Annotated in this window: 9 protein-coding genes; 1 reads left to right on the top strand and 8 read right to left on the bottom strand. The window is 44.2% G+C overall.

The genetic code is table 11. The features are described from left to right. Positions 1–58: 58 nt before the first annotated feature. Both NH462_RS11155 and NH462_RS11150 read right to left on the bottom strand, forming a co-directional pair. The gene (locus NH462_RS11155) at positions 59–1,075 is read right to left on the bottom strand and encodes a CDP-glycerol--glycerophosphate glycerophosphotransferase (protein ID WP_010370739.1); all 1,017 of its coding nucleotides are present in this window, start codon (positions 1,073–1,075) and stop codon (positions 59–61) included. Between the two features lie 114 nt (positions 1,076–1,189). Then, a complete protein-coding gene (locus NH462_RS11150) occupies positions 1,190–2,236 on the bottom strand; it encodes a nitronate monooxygenase (protein WP_366033723.1) in 1,047 nt (348 codons plus the stop codon). A gap of 91 nt (positions 2,237–2,327) precedes the next feature. On the opposite strand from NH462_RS11150, the gene NH462_RS11145 reads away from it, so the two are divergent. Next, positions 2,328–2,507 (top strand): hypothetical protein, encoded by a 180-nt coding sequence (locus NH462_RS11145; RefSeq protein WP_010370747.1) that lies wholly within the window; start codon positions 2,328–2,330, stop codon positions 2,505–2,507. 11 nt (positions 2,508–2,518) lie between these two features. Here the strand turns inward: NH462_RS11145 and pgsB are convergent, their stop codons facing one another. Genes pgsB through NH462_RS11115 form a run of 6 tightly spaced genes read right to left on the bottom strand, consistent with a single transcriptional unit; the run spans position 2,519 to position 18,834 of the window. After that, positions 2,519–6,586 (bottom strand): poly-gamma-glutamate synthase PgsB, encoded by a 4,068-nt coding sequence (pgsB, locus tag NH462_RS11140; protein ID WP_253105720.1) that lies wholly within the window; start codon positions 6,584–6,586, stop codon positions 2,519–2,521. Further along, positions 6,576–10,799 (bottom strand): hypothetical protein, encoded by a 4,224-nt coding sequence (locus tag NH462_RS11135; RefSeq protein WP_253105719.1) that lies wholly within the window; start codon positions 10,797–10,799, stop codon positions 6,576–6,578. Before NH462_RS11135 ends, pgsB begins: the two co-directional genes overlap by 11 nt. Then, positions 10,778–11,530: a hypothetical protein gene (locus NH462_RS11130; RefSeq protein WP_253105718.1), complete on the bottom strand. Its 753-nt coding sequence runs from the start codon at positions 11,528–11,530 to the stop codon at positions 10,778–10,780. The genes NH462_RS11135 and NH462_RS11130 overlap by 22 nt, the downstream gene beginning before the upstream one ends. Beyond that, positions 11,517–13,769 carry a hypothetical protein gene (locus NH462_RS11125; protein ID WP_253105717.1) on the bottom strand — a complete coding sequence of 751 codons (2,253 nt, stop codon included), beginning with the start codon at positions 13,767–13,769 and terminating at the stop codon, positions 11,517–11,519. Before NH462_RS11125 ends, NH462_RS11130 begins: the two co-directional genes overlap by 14 nt. After that, the gene (locus NH462_RS11120) at positions 13,756–16,860 is read right to left on the bottom strand and encodes a poly-gamma-glutamate biosynthesis protein PgsC/CapC (protein ID WP_253105716.1); all 3,105 of its coding nucleotides are present in this window, start codon (positions 16,858–16,860) and stop codon (positions 13,756–13,758) included. The genes NH462_RS11125 and NH462_RS11120 overlap by 14 nt, the downstream gene beginning before the upstream one ends. Then, positions 16,861–18,834 carry a hypothetical protein gene (locus NH462_RS11115; protein WP_010370760.1) on the bottom strand — a complete coding sequence of 658 codons (1,974 nt, stop codon included), beginning with the start codon at positions 18,832–18,834 and terminating at the stop codon, positions 16,861–16,863. It abuts the gene before it with no gap. Positions 18,835–18,844: the final 10 nt, after the last annotated feature.

Raw genomic sequence — 18,844 nt, 5'->3', positions numbered from 1 at the left:
TTAACATGAACAAGCTCACATTTTAGTGAGCTTTTTATTTCCGAAAAGTTACCGGCTTTCACCTTATCTTCATGTAATTCAGTGCTTTGCGTATTTTATAGCGCCTCAATAAATTAAGTGGTTTACGCTTTAATCCAGCAGCAATTACGGTCTCTGTTGCTGCGAGTATGCGCTCGGCGCTTTTACCATCGCGGTAAGGGTGCACTTGCTGAATATATTGCTCAATACGTTCACTTTGTGCCTCAGACAGATTAAGTGCTTGTTCAACCGCTTCAGATAATTTGCCTGCGTCGGTAATATTGATTAAGGCATCTTGAGGCTGGTGATTATTAAATGTGATAACCGGTTTACCAATTAGTAGCGACTCATCAACGGCGCTAGAGGTATCAGAAATCACCACATCTGCTTGCTGAATAAGTGGAATGAGATTGTCATTCCCAGCGATTTCAAAATCGCTGATAGTTTCAAGTTCCATGTACATCTGTTGCCACTGCTGTTTCGTCTTAGGATGAAACTTAAGTTGGACTTTGTATTTTCCTGACTCTGCGAGCTGTTTGATTTGTGCATGTAATGCTTCAAGCGATGTGAGATTGGGTGAAAAAGTAGGAGCATACAGTATGACTGGCTTTTCATTCTCTTGCTTGGTGTAATCAAAATAAGGGTCGAGTTTTGGCCAGCCAGTTTCAATTACCGAGAAATAACCATGTTTTTGTGCGAGTTGGTTAAATGGCGCGGTGGTAATTGGGCCGTGAGTACAATACAAATCGAAGAAACCGCGGATCCCAAAGTGACCTTTCTTTTTATATTCTAATCCGTGGAATACTTGCACTTTGGCACCTGGGAAAAAGTCAGGAACAACGTTTCCAGGTACAAATACTGCTCTGGGATTAAACGCTTTTACGTCCTCTACGCTCAGTAACTCCGCTTCGTCTGGTGCAAGTGAACTTGAGTTTACATCTTTACCTTTTAAAAACCATTTCACCACGTCACCGTTAGCGCGGATAGCGTTTTGGAGGGGTCTCAGAATGGCAAAGCTATATGGCTGCTCAATGTAGAAAAGATAATGTTTAGGCATTGAAAGTCACTTATAAAATCAGAGTTTATGGTCAGTACTTTAGTGGCGCAACTAGGGCCAGAGCGATATTAGGCAAGATAATACCGCTTTTACCGCATCAATACCAAACATCCGTTACTCGGCTGTGTTGTTGCCGATACGTGAATGCACCTCAGTGGCTTGAGCCATCATGTTATCCATTAAGGTTTGTACGGATTCTATTTCTCGAATTAAGCCTTGAGATTGACCAATAAACTGCACGCCATGGTCTAAATTTCCGTGGATTGTGGCGGCTTCAAGTTTTTCGGTGGCGGCACCAAAGAGCGACAGCATCTTAATTTTATCGAATTGAGATAACAGTCCTAGTAGTAGCTTCCATAAGGGCATGTCGACCATTTTGGCGGCTTTGAATGATTTTATGGTGGCCATGAAAAAGTTCATCGGGCGGCGCGTTGCCTTTTCAGCCATGGGGGTTTTCATTACTCGAGCATAAAGACCATCGAAGTTTTTGGAGTAAATCGTCTGTTCAACGTCTTTTTCTACTACAGTATCTTTGACATGTTGATGCAAAGGGCTTTCTCTAGATGTTGCAAAACGAGAGCCCATCGCAACGCCCTCTGCGCCAAGTGCTAGCGCGGCGATAAGTCCTCGACCATCGGCAAATCCCCCTGCGGCAATCACAGGTATATCGACAATATCGACTATACTCGGCACTAAACACAGTGAAGTTACTTCACCACCATGGGCTGCGGCCTCATGACCTGTAACTAATAGCGCATCAACGCCAGATTTTTGTGCTGCTAATGCATGCTTTTGCGTCACCACAGTAGCAATGACTTTTCCGCCGTAGGCTTTAGCTGCTTGTACTAGCCAATCGCCTTTTCCTAAAGAAAAATTGATAACAGGCACTTGCTCTTCTAATGCGACTTTGGCATTTTCTTTGGCGCCTGGCATCATTAACGTCACACCAATACCAAAAGGCTTATCGGTGAGTGCACGAATTTTTCGTATTGCTTGACGTGTCTCGTTTTGACTGAGCGGGCCCGTGGCTAAAATACCTAAGCCACCAGCATTGCTCACTGCCGCAACAAGCTCAGGGACAGAAATCCAGCTCATGCCGGGTAATATAATGGGTTTTTCGATGCCAAATAATTCGGTGATAGCAGTTTTCATCATTGTTATTCTACTGGTCAGATGTGTTTATGAGCATAGCTGGAATTTTGCTTGAAGTGAATACTGGTTGTAAGATACCTGTTTAGAAAGAGGAGCTAAGATGAACGTAGTTATATTATTAGTGAGTTTAGTCATCGCGTTGGTCGTCTTGATACCGCTGTTGGAAAAGTATCAGCAGCGTTTAGGGCTAGATAAAATGCAAAAGTATGCCAAATATGTACTGCCTTTATTAATGGTGACGCTGATCATTAAACTTATCTACGTTTTAGTGGTCGGGTAACAAGCGCCGAGCTATTTTTTGCGGCGCTTACCATTTTGTAATTTCAACCATCCAGGCTTTTGCGAGCGATTTAATTCACTTAAAATAAGGGTTGCCTTTTCTATTGTGATCCTAAAGTCGGCGATATCTTTGTATACCTGAACTGCGATTTTTTTCCTTTTTACCGCCGCGCCGGCGTCTAAAAATGACTCGACCAATTTATTCAAAAAGCGTGTTAGCGGCGAGCGAGCCCGAGTATTATCTTTACTTTCTAAGCGTTGCGTTTGTTGCTCGAGTTTGCGCTTTATTTGCGTTAATTCGGCTTGGCTAAATTCGCTTTGGGCATTGGGCAACATTTTGAACAAGTCGAGCTTGTCAGCTAAGTATTGGCATTCAATCGCGCTGAGCTCCTCTTGCTGTAAAATTCTACTTAAGCCATTTCTAAACTCAGTTTGTGTCACGCTGCGGCGGCTTAGGCGCTCGCAATGCTGATGAAACAACTGCCACTTTTGCCACATGTACACATAGCCCAGTCCCGCACCTTTGATATTTTGCATGCCGACGATAATTTGGTGTTCATTTGGCAGTGCTTGTTTGGCAATGATTTGGTTTAAGGCATCAGGCTTGATGTCACTATCATGCACTAACGTACATTTGAGGGCGGCAAGTTGCTCTGCAAGCGCTGCTGTTTGCGAAAGCCTGGTGCTCAGGTCTTCAACTTCCAAAAGCGACTGGGCAATCGTCCACGCCTCAAAACGCTTTAGAGTGGGCTGATATGTTTCGTCTTCGCTATTAAGTTGCGATTGCAGCGAGTCGAGACTTGAAAACGCAGACTCAGGCAGCTTGTTTGCTGTAGTATTTAATGATGCGACTAGTGTATCCTGCGATAATGTGAGCCCAAAACGCGTGAGTAAATCGCACAGTGCGTTGTGATCGTTATTGCTGAAAATACTGTGTAAGAGGTTTTCCAGTGCAACCATAAAGTACTTAAAGAAGCCATCGATATTGGTGCCGATCACCACAATGGCATCAAAATGCAGATCATTGGCCAGAATGTTCGCAAATACTTGCGAGCGCGCTACACGGTCGTTACGATTATTAATCAGAGCAACAATTTGCCCCTGCTTTCCCTGTTCGACGATGTTTAAGCGTTTCCAATTTTCTATCGTTGCTAGTCGTTCGTTGGCAGACATGCTGTTGATAAAGCTTTGACTGATTGCACCGATCTTTGCGGTCGTAAATTGCTGGAGCACCCCAACATCGGGAATAACCCTAGAAGCCGTTTCTTTGAACACATAGTCTTTATTGATGCCAATATATTGCGCCATTTTGCAGACTAGGGCGATGTTATCCGGATGCTCAACATAGGGGTATTTTGCGAGAATGTCAGGCGTTATTTGATACCCATCGCCCCAATGAATTTGAATGAGCGACGTGTTTTTTTGCTCCGCCGCCAAGTTGAGCACGGAGGCCATATTCTGCTCGGCGGTGAACACTTGGGTATTGTAGCCCAAAAAGGCAGACATTTCTTTTGCCACATCTAAACCTGTTGGGCCCAAAATATCTTCATGATCTGGGTAGGCATTAGTAATGGTAGCAAAATTGTCTTTCATCCAGCGAACTAGAATTTTCACATACCTTGGGTTTAAGCCCATACACTCCCACAGGAAAACGTCCGCCTTTACCTGTTTTGCAAAATGTAGCACATCAGCTTGCTCCCAAATACTCGCCTTGTCGAAAGGCCGAAATAGCGGGATCTCATATTGCTCACCAGAAATTTTTGAATAGATAAGCATCGCTTCACAGCCGGTAGTTTTACTCACTACCCTCAGTGCTAAACTACTGAATAAAGCCGACTTAAGTCTCTCGGTTCCTGATTTTCCTCGTGTTCCCCAGCCGCCAATGGACACCGGGATGTGTTTGCGGTTTTGCTTTATTCTTTTACTGACATAAATATGCCGAGTCCAAAAGTAGCTAATAAATGCAAGCACAAAGAAAACCAGCTGCGAAATACTATTCTGATAAATGGCATCGACGTATTCTTTAAAACTGCTCCAAATTGTGAGTAGCGCTGAGGTGACACCAGAGCGAGTATAAAGTTGCTGAATGTCTTTCGCGACAGGAAATGGCGTTCCCGCGATATCCCCGTAGGCACTAAAGCGTAGCGAAAACCCCAGCGTGCTAAGTGCATCCAAATACTTACTTTGCTCAAGCTCGTTGCCTTTTCTTAAGCGGTCTAGCTCTGCAAACTGCCATGTTATGGTCCAGTACGCCTTAAGGCGTTGCCATAAAGTCGATGGCGGAGTAACGGCTAAAATACCATCTGGCGTATAGGTTTTGGCGTCTTCTTTACTGTGGTCATTGGTCAGTACACTTAGCAAAAAGTCGAGTAATGGTAGATGTGGTCGACTCGTTTGTTCAGCGATATTAAAGAGCAATTCCCCCGGCACTTTTGTTTCGCTAATTTCCGCGGTAGTGCAGCTAGGGACGTGGATCGATACGCTGGGCTTTTTCGCTTTGGTATGAGAATAGCTTTGACGTTTATCGGTACTTGGTTGTCTTATTTCGTGTATTACTCGCCATAATCTTCTTGCTTGACGATAGCCTTGTTGGATACGCCAGCCAGCTTTTGTTTTTGAGGCATTAAGACTTTGACCGCGCTGTGCGATATAAGAAAGTGAGCGGCCCAGTTCATCACGAGACCAAGTTGCCAGTGCGTCACTTTGTTCGTTGGCTTCAAGGGAAGCATTGAGCTGCGCGATGATGGCTTGATGATAGAAGCTACCTAGCTGCTCTCTGGCTCTGGTGATATAACGGCAAACGGCGATGTTTGTTTCGTTCGATAAACAGTCATTCAAGGTGTCAACAAACCGTTTGAAGCAGAGATCGGCTTGATTTGATTCAAGTTGCATATTCAACATAATACGCGCGCTTTGCTCAAGTGCTAAGCGCTTGAGTTGCATACTAAAGTCTCCAGTTAGTACACGTTGCCACAGTAAAAATGCAAAGTCGTGTTGGCAAAAGCGGTCGGCGGATAACTGTTTTATCAAGGTGAAAAGTACGGCATTTTCACTCTCTTGCTCAAACCGTTTGGCGATTAACTCTTGTGCAAACGATGTGGGATAAAACTCGACAAACTCTAGCGTAACCTGGCGCACCCTAGGTAAGGTGTGCTCGCTGAGTGCACAAAGCATATTGAGATCTTTTTCTGTAAGCTTTGGCTGGCTGACAATAATTTTAGGAAAGATACTCAAAATATAGAGTACTTCGGCATCAACTTGCTGACTATTTTCAATATCGTTCGCTTCTTCAAGCAAAGCCCACATGTAGGCACGAATAAAGGTGGGGCGTTGATGTATTAAGATCTCTAAAATATCGACGATTGCCTGATAGGGCATATTGTCAGACTCAAGCAATTCAATAAGTTTGGCGATAAGCTCTGCGTCTAATTCTGAGTCGACCTCATAGTTGTTTAAGGTTGCGACCATATTCACCAGTGCGCGGATCAAGCCATGACGAATATGTTGATTTTGACTATGGGCGAGTAAATTTAAGCAAAATGGCTGTAAATCCAAGCGTTGCCAGGCATTTTCTAGGGTATCGTGGTGAGCACGTAAATATCGATTCGTTAGCGCCCCAAGTTTGGCGATTAAAAATTTAACCTGTTGCTCAATAGCGGCAACTTGATGTTGATATCGAGCAACTACAGCACCTTCGTCAAACCATCGTGAAAAAGCTTTTTTATCTTGTTCTAACGCGGCGTTAGTGGTGCCAAGTTCTTGAGCATATGCAATAATATGAAGCTCTTTTTCACTGGCAAATTCAGACTTAGCGATACGCTGTACAAATCCGGTGTGGGATACCTCAAGCAGCAAAATTTGCTCATGTAGAGTCTCAATTTTATGGCGTAAAAAGGCGATAGATTGAAGTACCAGCCAGTCGGTTTCATCCTCGTTTTCAGGGCGATTGTAAATGAGTTCCCATGCACACAATTCGTCGATCAACGCACTGTATTTATGTTGATACAAGTTCAGCCAAAACTTTTCAGTTTCGGCAAAAAATAGGGCTTCTAATTGACTCTTTAAGGCTTCAACGCTCATGTAAATCTTGCTCTAATAAATGACTTAGCTGTAACGATTCAAAAATAATTTCATCGTGAGCATAGGGGGCAAAAGCGGTTTGCTGTAAGTTGCCTAAACGTACTTGTAGCCCAACCTGATGGGTATTGTTAAACCAGTCTTGAGTCCAAGTTACACCTAACCAACCCGCGGTGTTATGACTAAAGTCAAAGCCCGTTTGCCAACCCAATTGAGTTAAGTATTGCCATGTTGGATTAGGACGGTTCTGATCGGCAAATACATAGCTTGATGTTAATCCGGCATGAAAAATATGGCCTTGATAAAATTGATACCAATCAAATGAAAACAGTGCATTGTCGAGCGTTTGCCAATCTTGATTTGACGTCAGTGTAACGCCGGAGCTGAAGTAACTATCAACCCAGGGCTGATAGCGCAGCCCAGCATGCGCTTGCCAGCCGTGCTTGTGATTATTACGGTAAAAGGTGTACATATCAGGGCCAATTTGCTCGTCTGCAATAAATTCGTCCTTGCTGATACTGGTGTACGTGTAAAAAGGCTGCCACCACCAAATGCTTCTAAAACCGCTGTTATAACGGTGAATTTGGCCAAACTTTGCCGAAATACTAGAGCTTAAATGGGTTTCACTGATTGCCGTTGCATCCTGCCAGCGATTACGCATTCTTGCTTCTGCAAACCAGTTCGACTGTTTCGAGAGCCAATCATATTGACCATTGATGGAGAAAGTGTCTTGGTGATGATTATCCATCGTGTAGAAAGTATCGATGCGGTACCAGTTATTTTCATCCTTCATTCTCAGTGATACACCTAAATCGAGTGTAGTACGGCTAGGGCTAGGCTCCGTTGTCTGTACAATGTCGTCGCTATCAATATTCAAAAAGCCTTCGATGCCAGTGCGACTCTCATCAGTTTCAATGCGAGCCTGCTGAAATACGGGTTCAGCACTTGTTGGTGTTAACTGTTGCTTGGTTTTTAAGAACATTGGCACTTCAGGTACTAGGTTAACGCGGTGCAATGTTGGACTTAACGTCCAGATAGACATGCGTGCTAACGTTTGCTGCTGTTGGCCGGTTAGTGAGACTTGTCCTGCTGGGTGAAAATAGGTGGCTTCATGTCTAATACCATCGGCAAAGGTTTCAATTTTAATCAGACTATCTCGAGTTAATTTCGCCGTGATTGGGGTTGTTTCATCAGAGCGATAAAAAATTTGCCTCGTATCCAATGGGATATCATGCCATTGACCTTGGTCGAAGTATTGCGGACGGACACTCACACTTTGCCCCGATAGAGGGTTGAGCCAACGTAATTGCAATAGTCCTTGTCGCGTCTCGATTTGTTTAATGCCGTAATAGAGCGGTTGCATTGGCTGCAGCGAGATCACATCACCTTGATTTGGCCCTACTAGTTCTACATTAGCAGGCGGTGCAACAATTTGCTTGGCGGAAGAGTAGGCAAACTTTACTCTTACTTGAACTTGTTGGTACTCAGAAAAATCAATAGTCAGTATTTCGTTTGCTCTGAGCGGCAGGCCTGACGGCTGATTTTCTGTGAGGTGTGCGGTGATCTGGTCACCAACGCTTTGCGCCGCAAGCGTATCAACCTTTACCTTTTGCGTGCCAACATAGCTAGTATATTGTTCCGCGGCAAGCCATTGACCATAGCGCATCAAGCGGGCATATAAATCGGTTAAAACGGCATCACCCGATAAACTTGGGTGCAGACGTTGAAGGACCCTGTTGTAGCTTTCGTTAGACAATGTTTGCTGACTCAATTGATACAAGGCATTTATCGCGATTTCTTTAGCGCTGAGCTCATCTGCTATGCGCGCATCAGCGCGACTAACCAAGTGTGCAGACTTATCTACAAAAGCTGGAGTATTCGCGGTTTCTGGTTGCACCCGGATCTCTACAAACAAATCATTACTACTGAAAAGCGTGAGACTTTCATTTGCGGCTAATTGGATATATTGCTGTGATGCAACAGATAACCGAGTCGCTTGTGGTTGCAATTGTAAGTTTGCTGCAATATCACTAAATATGGGTAAAAGCCGGGTTTTGGCGTCGTGTTCATACAGCAGCCATTGGGTATTTTTGTATTCTTGTCCTTGGTAGGTTGCACGCGCACTTAGCTTGACCGTCAAAGGTGTTTTAGCAACCAGCTTGATGGGTTTATCTGAACTTAGCGGATAGTGCTCAGTTTGATCATCCAGTGACTCCACGACTTGTAAACCATAGTGACTGAGGCTGTACTGTGGTTCGGTAAGTTCATTTGTTTGAATTGCCGCGATTCGTTCGGCCTGTTTTGGTGTTAATGCCATTTGCTGGCTTGTCCACAGCGCTTCTTGCTGAAGCCCGGAGTCAAGTAGATATGTCAACAGGATATCATTGCATTGATATTGCGTGATATCGGTTTCGTGGGCAGTGCATAATAGGCTAGCTTGGATATATTCATTCCTTGCTAAATATCTCGAGAGTAGCTCATTGGCAGCGTATTCTCTTAAAGATTGGGCGGTGCTTTTAAGCAATGACTTTAGTAACACCTCGGCGTTTCCACTGCGTTCTAGCTGAGTCAAAATAGCAATATTAAGTTGCCAAGCCATTAGCGTAACTTGCTCACTATGACCACTCAAATACGGCTTTAGTTTAGCAAGCGCCATGAGGGGTTTAGTCTTTGCTGTCATTTGCAGCTCCGCAAGCACTTTAGTGGCGGTAAACTGGTCGTGGCTGTCTGTCTTAACGCTTATTTCCGGCGCACTCAGCCCACTCAGTGATAAATGATAAGTGTCCGCTCGATTTTGTTTGCTTCTTGCCAACAGACCTTGAACGAGTGGCCCTTGGCCTAGCGTTTCTTGCGTCATGGTCAAGAAGTCGGGAAATGGTTGTAATCGGTTGACTGCTACAGCGATATCAAGCGATTGCTTAGCACCTTCAATCGTCACAGCTTTGGATGCTGGATTTATGTGTAGGGTAAGTCTTTGAAAATGACTGCTAGGCGCAACAAGCAGCGTATGTCGGCCATGCTCGCTGGTGATGGTTAAGCGCTCTTGCGTTCTTGATCGAACATACAAGGTAATTGCATTATCCATTCTCAGTATGTTCTCAAGACGATAGTTAAGTGGCTGAGACGAGGTAATGTAATTGACTCGCTGAGCGCTCGAGGTGAGCAGCACTTGCCCAGCGGCGCTGCGGCTGCCCAGTGTTACTCCACTTATCGCAACATGATGAGTGAGCGGTTGAGGGGAGCTTGGCGTTAAAAAGTACAGTGTAGAGGCAATATCGTTAAGCATTTGCTTACGTTTGACCGCCAATGCTGTATCAGTAGCGCTAAAAGTGAGTGGAGAAGTATCACCATTCATGTAAAGGGCGCTAAGCTGCTCGTTCAGCTGTTTATTCCAATACGGATTAAATAACGACTCTTGCTGCTTTATTCCTGCATTGTCGTCGTATATACCACGGTGCATTTGTAGTAAGTTAAGGTAGGTAGGCACCGATGTTGTGATAGTGAGATAACTACCTTGCGGGACGGTAATATAATCTTGGTTAGATAAGCCGACTTTAGGCTCAAGGTACTCATCCGCTTGGATATCTGATATTGCAATGGTGCTGATAACCTCACCGTTAACTTTAATTGTAGCAGTACCATTTTGCGCAATCGCGTGCAGATCTTTTCGAACCTCTAGTTTGAGCTTTTTGGCGTGCTCAAAGAATACGCTTGTCACTTGTGTAGGTTGTAGGTGAAACCAGCGCTCTGTATCTTGCGCTAATTGCAGTATTTGGTCGTCAAGTCCTGGCAGTCTGAGTGCTCTTCGATACGGATCTCTATGGCTGTGCATACTGCCTTGCCAAAGCGCGAGAGATTGAGCGTTATCACCTGTGTATGCAACCTGAATTAAACGGTTTTGTGCTGTTGCACTCAGTTGGCAGCGGGATTGAATACATAACCAATCGGACGTTGGAATGGCACGTTGTAGCTCTGGAGTTTCCCCTGCAAAAAACTCGAATGTCTCGAGGGCATTTGGTGTCGTTACTAACCACGCGTGACTTGGCAAAAACAGCCACGCTTTTTGCTGCGGTGCAAAGTGCTTGTTAGCATTGGCTTGGATAAATTGCATACGTGACAGATCAACCCATTGGGCTGCCGTTTGTATCCCTATCTCATTTGCTCGGGATATCGTTGCAAACAGCATTAGTGTCATTATAAAAGTGATTGCACGCATTTAGTAAACTGCTCTAGTTGTTGATTGTTATTAATTAATTGCTTTCTTGTTTGATAGCTTAGCTCAATATGGATAAAGCTATATTCAGGAAGCGCAAGCTGATGCATGATATTTTGCGTCCCGCCAAGTTCTTGGACTTCTTGAGGGTAAATCAGCGCCCGATAACCTTGCTTAACAAGACAAGACTTCAACTTCCATAGTGTGTCGTCATTTGTTTTGCCTTGGCTCAAAATTATTTCGCTTAGTTTACCGGCGTCGGTTTTTCGCTTTTTCTGACTAAACCCATGTATTTGGAATACTTTTGCTGTTGGGTGTAAAGATGTAAAACTTACAATTGCTGAAGTATGAATATTGTGAGGTTGCTTGGCGTAATCATAGGTTTTACCTGTGTCGTTGTTATCGTATCTGTGTTTTGTGTTGTTCAGTAACACTTGGCAACTGTGCTGGAAAATGTGCTCACCAATGGTCTGCGTATGTTTATCATGAAAGCGATGTGGAACAGACACCACGCAAGGCCGATGCTTTGGTGCATATGTGACTTCGCCATGCGCGTCACTTTGAGGTTTTGGCGTCAATGTAAATTGCTCTGCGTGTTGCGTAAATTGCCAGCCATCGAGCGCTACAGGTTGCTTAAACCAGTGCGCCATTTTGCTGCTGTTGGGAATCGCAGCGTTAACATTCAATGACAGGCACAATGCAATGTAAAGTACGCAGCGACTAAGGCGTTTCATCTTGCCACCAGTTTAATGTTGCATCAGGCTGTTCATGTTCCTCTAATACACTTATCCAAACATCATGTGAAAAGCGAAGCGTCATGGTTTTAGGCGATGTTAAGTCTTGAAACAGCGGCAAAGTAATACTTGGATACTCGTACAGCTCTGCGTGATTAGGGTTAAAAAACATCCTCGTTTGTGCAGGGTTTAGGTGCAGTACAAAGTGTTTAGCTAAAATGGTGTATTCATCGCTTGGGGTGATTACCTTAGTGCTATCCAGAGCGGTTGCTACCGTGATTTCAGCTTGAGGGTCGGCACTAAACACTTTGACGACCAAAGCGTTAGGTTGCAAGTTATTCTCACTAACAGCAACGGTAAGTGGCGTTGTTTTTGCCACTTTGTACAGGCGGATCTTCCGCACGGTTCTTGGAAGCCCTTGATTGATGAAAAGTGCTTGGGTGTTCGCTAACTCCTCTATTTGTAAGCTGTTTAACGGAACTTCAAATAGTGTAGGTTTGCGCTTTTGCTTCACAATCACACTGCTTGGGTAGCTTGTTGCTTTACCTAGCTTAAAGAGTGCAGATTTAGCTACCTGACGATATTCAAACTCCATTTGCGGTACTGAGTTATCAAAGTAAGCTTGCTCAATGGGCACCAACGCGATATCCGATACAGCTAAAAGCTGATCTAAGTCTTTGGAGCGGTATTGAGGCTGCAACTCCGGTACTTCTGGTGGCGCTTCAAATAAACGCACCGATGCTATCTGCTTTTGCGTATGAAAGAGGTAATGGTTGTCGGCCTTTTGGCTAAACCATGCGTCAATACCCTGATAAATTGGACTTTCAGGGTCGCACACTGGGTCACAACGATGACTCAGGTAATTAAATGTTGGACTGCGGGCTTGCAGCTTCACCATCGCGTCTTCGGCTTCAATTTTGATTTGAGTAACGTTATCTGGTATTGCCAAATAACGCTTCTCTGCGGTTGGTAAGGTTTGTCGCTCCGTGGTTTCAGTTATCAGTCTATCAAACAAAGCCTGCTCCGCCGTTGCGGTAAAAACATAGTCCTTGATCAGCTCATTGTTGCTATAGAGGCTCACAGAGAGAGTGCTGCCGATAGGCGCGCGCCACTCTAAAGCGATATCGCTTTTAGGTGAGACTTGATAGTAAACCGGCGTTTGCGCGTTGAGCATATAATAATAACTATGTAGCGGAACTATAGGGTCGACGCCATTGCTAAATACCCGAATGCTGGTGGGGGCGCTTGCGCTAATGGTAACAAGGCCGGTTGGTAAGTTGCTTAGTTTAGCTTGCGCAGCGGATAGCACCTCAGGCGTTAGTGGCTTTGGCGCTTCGAGTTGGCGTAAATCGTGCCAAACAAAAGTAAGATTTGCATTCTCGGAATGACTTAATAAATATTCCGTGTGTTCATAGACGCGAAAACTAGCGCTTAGCTGCTCAGAAATAAACAAACTATCTAAGTCTAGCTGGGTCGAAAAATCATGATTAAGCACATTGTAGGGCAGTGATTCGTATAACAAGTCAGCACGAAAGTCAATATTAGGCACACCCTGCGGCGCTAGCTTTTGCCAATCTAACATGACTGAATTGTATTTTTCTTCGTTGGTTAAGGCGTTTTCACCTATGGTGTGGTAATTCGTCATGCGTTCACGCCACTCGGTTGGCCTTTTCAGCCACGCTTTGGCGGGGTCGGTAATACTGTTACTAGTTTGGGCATGGACGCGTACCACCACGCCTTTAAGCTGAGCATTCTCTGGTATCAACTTTAACGTGATAGTCGTAGCTTGTTGTAACTCTTCACGATTTAAATAAAAGGATTGTCCAGACGCCACGGCCAACGCTTCACGGTTTTCAATGATCTGTTTTACCTGTTGCTGAAAGTCGTTCGAGGCAGCTTTAGCTGCATGGTGATAAATACCGCGATAAATAATCGCTCCTTTTACATCAAGTAACTGATATTCAATAGCATAGTTGACAGGCTGATCATCCAGGGGCTGAGATTCGAATATCCCATTAGACAACACCCGAACAGACATGGTCCGAGACGCAGAAAAGGAAAACTTCAGTGCACTGTCGGTTTTTAGCCAATGAACATTGGAGCGAATATTAAACAGGGTCGAGGTATTTGAAGGCTCTGCCGATTTTACCCACACAAATAAAGTGACGGCGAACCAAACAAAAAGTAGCAGCAAAGCCGTAAAAATAGCAAATCGTAATATCTGCTTAATCCAGTACATACCGCCCCTCATGAACCGCTTTTGCATAAGTGGCTAAATCAATAACGCGATTTCTTCTTGGTAAGTATAGCGCGAGCAATACGTTATCTCGGGTAAACATTAATCCCAGCTCACCATTTCTATGGGTGCTGAAGGCGCTTATTTTACATTGGCTTTCAAATTGACAAAGTGCTTGGAGCATTGGTAAATGTTGGGTGGTGGCATAACGGCCAGTGGCGACGTTAAGCGCGTCAATAAATTGTGCACTAGCTTCATGCCAATCATCTGGAGAGAGGGTTAGCAAGTCGATCACTTTGAGTTTAGGTGTGTGCGCAACGGCTAAAAGGCGTTGCAATAAAGCGTCGTTGGTAATGGCAAAGTGCGATTTAAAATCTGATGCCAACCACAGTGCCGCTAACTCACTTTTTGGTGCGAACAGCTGATATCCCGACTGTGGTGTGGTACCTAGCTCTAAGCCTCTTGTTGCTTGTTGTCCTAATACGGTTTGAGTATTAACACCAAGATCAGCTAGCACCCTTTGAAGTTTTACTATGGTGTCATTATGAATAGAGTTAGGCGTTGTAAATTGGTACGCAAGCGCCGAAGGTCTGATGCTTGCAGGCGCGCTATGACTGCGGATCTGTAAATTAAGTAAGGGGTTGTCATAAAAGTAGCGCTGTGCACTTTGATACACCACATTAAATAATGACCGCACGTTGTCGGCTGCCATTACATTTGCATCTATGCTGGTATACGGATGAGCACCAGCGATTGCCAATAACTTTGCATGGGTGGCCGTAAACAACTGACCAGAGAACTCCAAGGTGTTACTTTCAAAGAGTGGTCTAGGCACCGCAATAGTGAGGGATGGTTTAGCCAGCAAGGCAATAAAGTACACCCCTTGACCCAAATCATAGGCAGATTTGGTATCTAAAGGAGAAATTGCAACGAATTGCCCTTGGTTATTTTTAACTAAAGTTAATTGGTACTGTAATAGGTTTGCTACGCGATTTATCTGACTCAGCCTTACCTCAAGCGTTTCCTGCGTTGTTACTATCTCAAGGTTTTGGGTGATGGCAAATAGCGGCCTTAACACTTCATATTCCCACAGTGCAGCACTGGTATCGCTCAGTGCGCTAAATGCACCGCTACCTTTGGCGCTAATGTGACTTGAAAATGCTTCAATAAGTGCCTGTATGCTCTCATCGCTTGTGCTTATCTTATCTATGTCTTTGTCGATACGTTGCAGGCCATATGCGCTTAGCAACGACGAATAGCTATCCGAGCTTAAATACGCCTCAATCATCTGGCCATGGAACTGGCTGTAAGGTAAAGGTGCATTTGCCGCGAGACCAAAGTGTGCATCGTTGATATTAAACAAGGTAGCAAGTTCAGATTGTTGCACTGAGCTTGGCACACTGTTAAATATCCACATCTGTGCGTCTTCTTTTAAACTGTGTTGGTGCATCAATTGGCTTACTTGCCGATTAATCTCTCTGAGTTGGACTACCTCTGGGGTATCCATCGCGATGAAAAAGTCACTGTAGAACTCGCTTTGTTTGCCGTTCTTATTGCCACTTTGGTTAGGTCGCGCATTGCCAAATGCCATAGCCTGACTTTGCCAATAGGAAAACAATATCCCACCAGCTTCGCTGGCAAGACGCTCAGCGGTGGGGTAAGGCACACTGATGATATGGGCTTTTTGAGCAGCTAAATTAATGATAAACAGGCCGCGTTTATGATCTTGTTGATTGTCTTTTATTACTAAAAATTGTGTCGTACGCTGCAAAGAAAAGTCGGCTTGACGCAGTAAGGTGGCGGCCTCGGCATAGCGTGACTCACTATCCTGCTTAAGCAACCTAATTGCTTGCTTAAAGTGGCTACGTTGCTGCTCGGTCACATATTGGCTGACATTAACGTTAGCCGCATTTTGAGTATACAGCTGGCTCTTGTAATTACTGATCACTTGGCCGAGCGTTAAATCGCTAGCTGTTTCATTTATCGCTAATGTATTACTTTGTACAAATAGGCTAGGAATAATCATAATCGCAAAACCGATGCAGATGGCGATAAAGCCACCAACAATTGAGGTTTGAAAAGTTGCACGGATCACAAGGCCTAACGCATTTTTTTGGTAAATTTTAAGGGCGAGTAAGGTCGATAGCATGTAGCCAAAAGCAAAGGTATCGGTCACTTTTAAGGTTGGAAAGTAACCGACGACGACGTAGTTTAAAATCAGTTTGTAGACAAAGCCAATATTAAAAAACAGCAGCATGAGTCGTGCGCCTTCGATATTGGCGTGTTTTAAACGAGTAAAGTTTAAGACTACATATCCAAAGACTAAAATAATCGCTGTTTCTACGAATGATGTGAGCAGCTTAGTGGGTTGCATCAGTTGCAGAGCTAGCAGCGCAGGCAGCATAATGCCATTAAATTCCCAGCCGTACTTTAAATTAGCCCTTGATGCGATAAACGCGGTGATCACCAAGATAATATAAGCTTTAGGGGCTGCAATAATGGAGGCCGCAACAGCTTCGTACATGACGGCAAGATTGGCAATGCTAAAGTTGGTGAACGTCATCAATCCAAAACGAATGATGATATAGGTAACAATCAACTGAATAGCAGTGACTTTTATGCCATATTTAAAGCCGCCATTCCACATTACATTGGCGGTCAATGCGATGATAATCAGCCCGAGACTATAAAGCTGTGCGGCATAATCAAAAGTGATGTCCCATTGTGTTAAGTACGCGGCGACCAGTGGCCAAAACAGCACATCCATGGTAACTCGGACAATAATGCTTAACAAAACGATGGCAAAAAATCGGTCGCGGCCAAACATTTCTGCATAGCCCAGTCGCTCAACAAGTGTTTTGGCAAAAAACCGCATTAAGCCATAAACGACAATGGCCTCAACAATGATCACCCAAGCCGATGTTGGGCTCACGATAAATAAAGGGACTAGGTAACCTGGAACCACTAAACCAGTTAACGGGAAGCCAAACCTTAGATTGAAAAATGCAACAACCGCGATGCCTATCCAAACACACGTGATAACGGACTGCCCAAGTCCGCCCGCACTTGGGAATAGCGTCAGCGTCCAGTCCATCTATTCGTCATCCCACTCTTCAGGCAAAAGTTGCTCGTTAACCGCAAGTTGCTCTGACAAGTGTGTTAAAAAGGCTTCTTTATCATCTAGCTGAGATAACTGCTCGCCAAGGTCAATAAATTCAAATAACACCCCGCTGGTTTCAAATGGGGTACTGGCGTTAAGGCTGGTTGATTGTTTGAGTAAGGCGCGAATGCTTAGTAAATAAGTTCGATTGTCTAAATATACGGGTAATACGATTTTGCCACGTTTTAGGGTTAAATAGCGCAGCTTTCCTTTAGCTTGTTCACTATCCATCTCGGTACAGCGACACAGTAAGTCTAAGGCGGACATGTCGAAAATAGACAGCTTATGCTCTCTCGCAAAGCGTTCAAGAGATTCATTTACCTGCACAATTTGGCCAAATAAGTTATATAAAATACTGGCACTGTGAAGCTGGTTGAAGACATGCTCCAATGAGGTGAGTTTTTGATCCATCTCATTAATTGCATTTTTGATTTTATGACTTAACGGTTCCTTTAGAGAAAAAGTCAGCGCCCGAGTCAGTGTGCTTTTGAGGTTTTTTTGCTCAGCAGAAAATACTTTATAGTGGAATAATAATTCACCAATTTGATGTGCAAAGAGATTTACATTTTTAATAAATGCTTGCTCATCAAAGTTATCTTGAGGAGTGACGGTTAGCGCCCAAAAACCCCGAACATCTCCTGCGTACATCAAGGGTGCGATATACTGCTGCTCATCTTCCGCGAGATGTTGGAAGAAAGGACGAGTAATTTTGATAGCACCAAAGGCTTTGATTGCATCGGAATAAGGTACTCGCTCGTAATCTCGTCGCATCTCTAAGATATCACTGAGCTGGCAGTGTATCGCGCGTATTTCAGTTACTCTGTGGTCACCCTCTAAGCGAGTGAGAAAGATACTTCTTCTCAGATTAAGCTGCTGATTAACCAGTTGGATGATTGCATCCCAAGGTTCATTATGCTCAAGAAAGTGCCGTGGTAGATATCGACCCATCATACGTTGCTGGATCAGGGCGATGAGAGACTTTAAGTTTTCTTCTTCTGACCATTTCAAAGAGATAAACACCCAAAGTAGCGTCAGCCATATCAAAGATAGCAGCTCACCAAGCGGCAATAACACGGAGTACCAATGATGCGCAGCAAGGCCACTTATGATCAGTAATATGCTGGTGGATACCGCAATGATGACATTGGTCTTGGTCGCATTTCTTTGGTACCACACTAAGAAAAATATTGATGCTAGTACCATGAGTGCGACTATCGTCACTTTATTTAAAGGCTGAATAAAGCTGTCGGATGCAAAGCTATTGGCGATAAATGCCTGTAGGTAAACAGGCGGAAGTTCTTGCGCACCAAAATAAGCATTACTATTCAAGCGTGAAAACTTTGAATGCTGAGCAACTAAGATGACCTTTTCGCTGAGTTGTGCTGTGAATAGGTCACCATCAAGTACTCTCTGCGCACTGAATTTTGGTAGTGAATAATAAGGCAGCGAGTAGTCTATGATTTTGTTGAGGTATTCACCATGCTGCGGAAATATTTTATCCCACAGTATGTCACACGTGTTTGCTGGTGGTGCAAGGCTGATTGCGCTGCCATACCAATTTTCTGTTTCCAACAGACAAACCGATTGCGTATTGAATGGATAGTAAATCGAGCCATCGTATTGTTGTGGCGAAAGTTCGGTATTTGCAAAGAACACAACGGCTTTTGGTTGATAGTCAGAGAGTATTTTTACCAACTGCTGATGTTGTTGTTGTAAGTTTTCCGCTTCAATCACGACTACTTGCGTTGCTTGTGTGGTGTTGAGCTTAGAAAACCATTGTAACCCGATTAGGTTTACCTGTTTATACAAGCCGGACGCTGAGGCGATCAACAAAATAGCGAATAAGCTCATAAATAGCCAAAACTCACGTTGGCGTTTTATAAAGTTTAATTGACTAAAAACCGACATGCTTTTTTTA

Source organism: Pseudoalteromonas sp. OANN1, from assembly GCF_024124685.1.
GTDB lineage: Bacteria > Pseudomonadota > Gammaproteobacteria > Enterobacterales > Alteromonadaceae > Pseudoalteromonas > Pseudoalteromonas piscicida.
The sequence above is the reverse complement of the archived record's forward strand: the minus strand, read 5'-3'. Positions and strand labels throughout refer to the sequence as shown.

Bases quoted from the DNA above. Each gene is read 5' to 3' on its own strand.
- NH462_RS11155 (WP_010370739.1), bottom strand. From the start codon at position 1,075: ATGCCTAAACATTATCTTTTCTACATTGAGCAGCCATATAGCTTTGCC.
- NH462_RS11145 (WP_010370747.1), top strand. From the start codon at position 2,328: ATGAACGTAGTTATATTATTAGTGAGTTTAGTCATCGCGTTGGTCGTC.
- pgsB (WP_253105720.1), bottom strand. From the start codon at position 6,586: ATGAGCGTTGAAGCCTTAAAGAGTCAATTAGAAGCCCTATTTTTTGCC.
- NH462_RS11135 (WP_253105719.1), bottom strand. From the start codon at position 10,799: ATGCGTGCAATCACTTTTATAATGACACTAATGCTGTTTGCAACGATA.
- NH462_RS11130 (WP_253105718.1), bottom strand. From the start codon at position 11,530: ATGAAACGCCTTAGTCGCTGCGTACTTTACATTGCATTGTGCCTGTCA.
- NH462_RS11125 (WP_253105717.1), bottom strand. From the start codon at position 13,769: ATGTACTGGATTAAGCAGATATTACGATTTGCTATTTTTACGGCTTTG.
- NH462_RS11120 (WP_253105716.1), bottom strand. From the start codon at position 16,860: ATGGACTGGACGCTGACGCTATTCCCAAGTGCGGGCGGACTTGGGCAG.
- NH462_RS11115 (WP_010370760.1), bottom strand. From the start codon at position 18,834: ATGTCGGTTTTTAGTCAATTAAACTTTATAAAACGCCAACGTGAGTTT.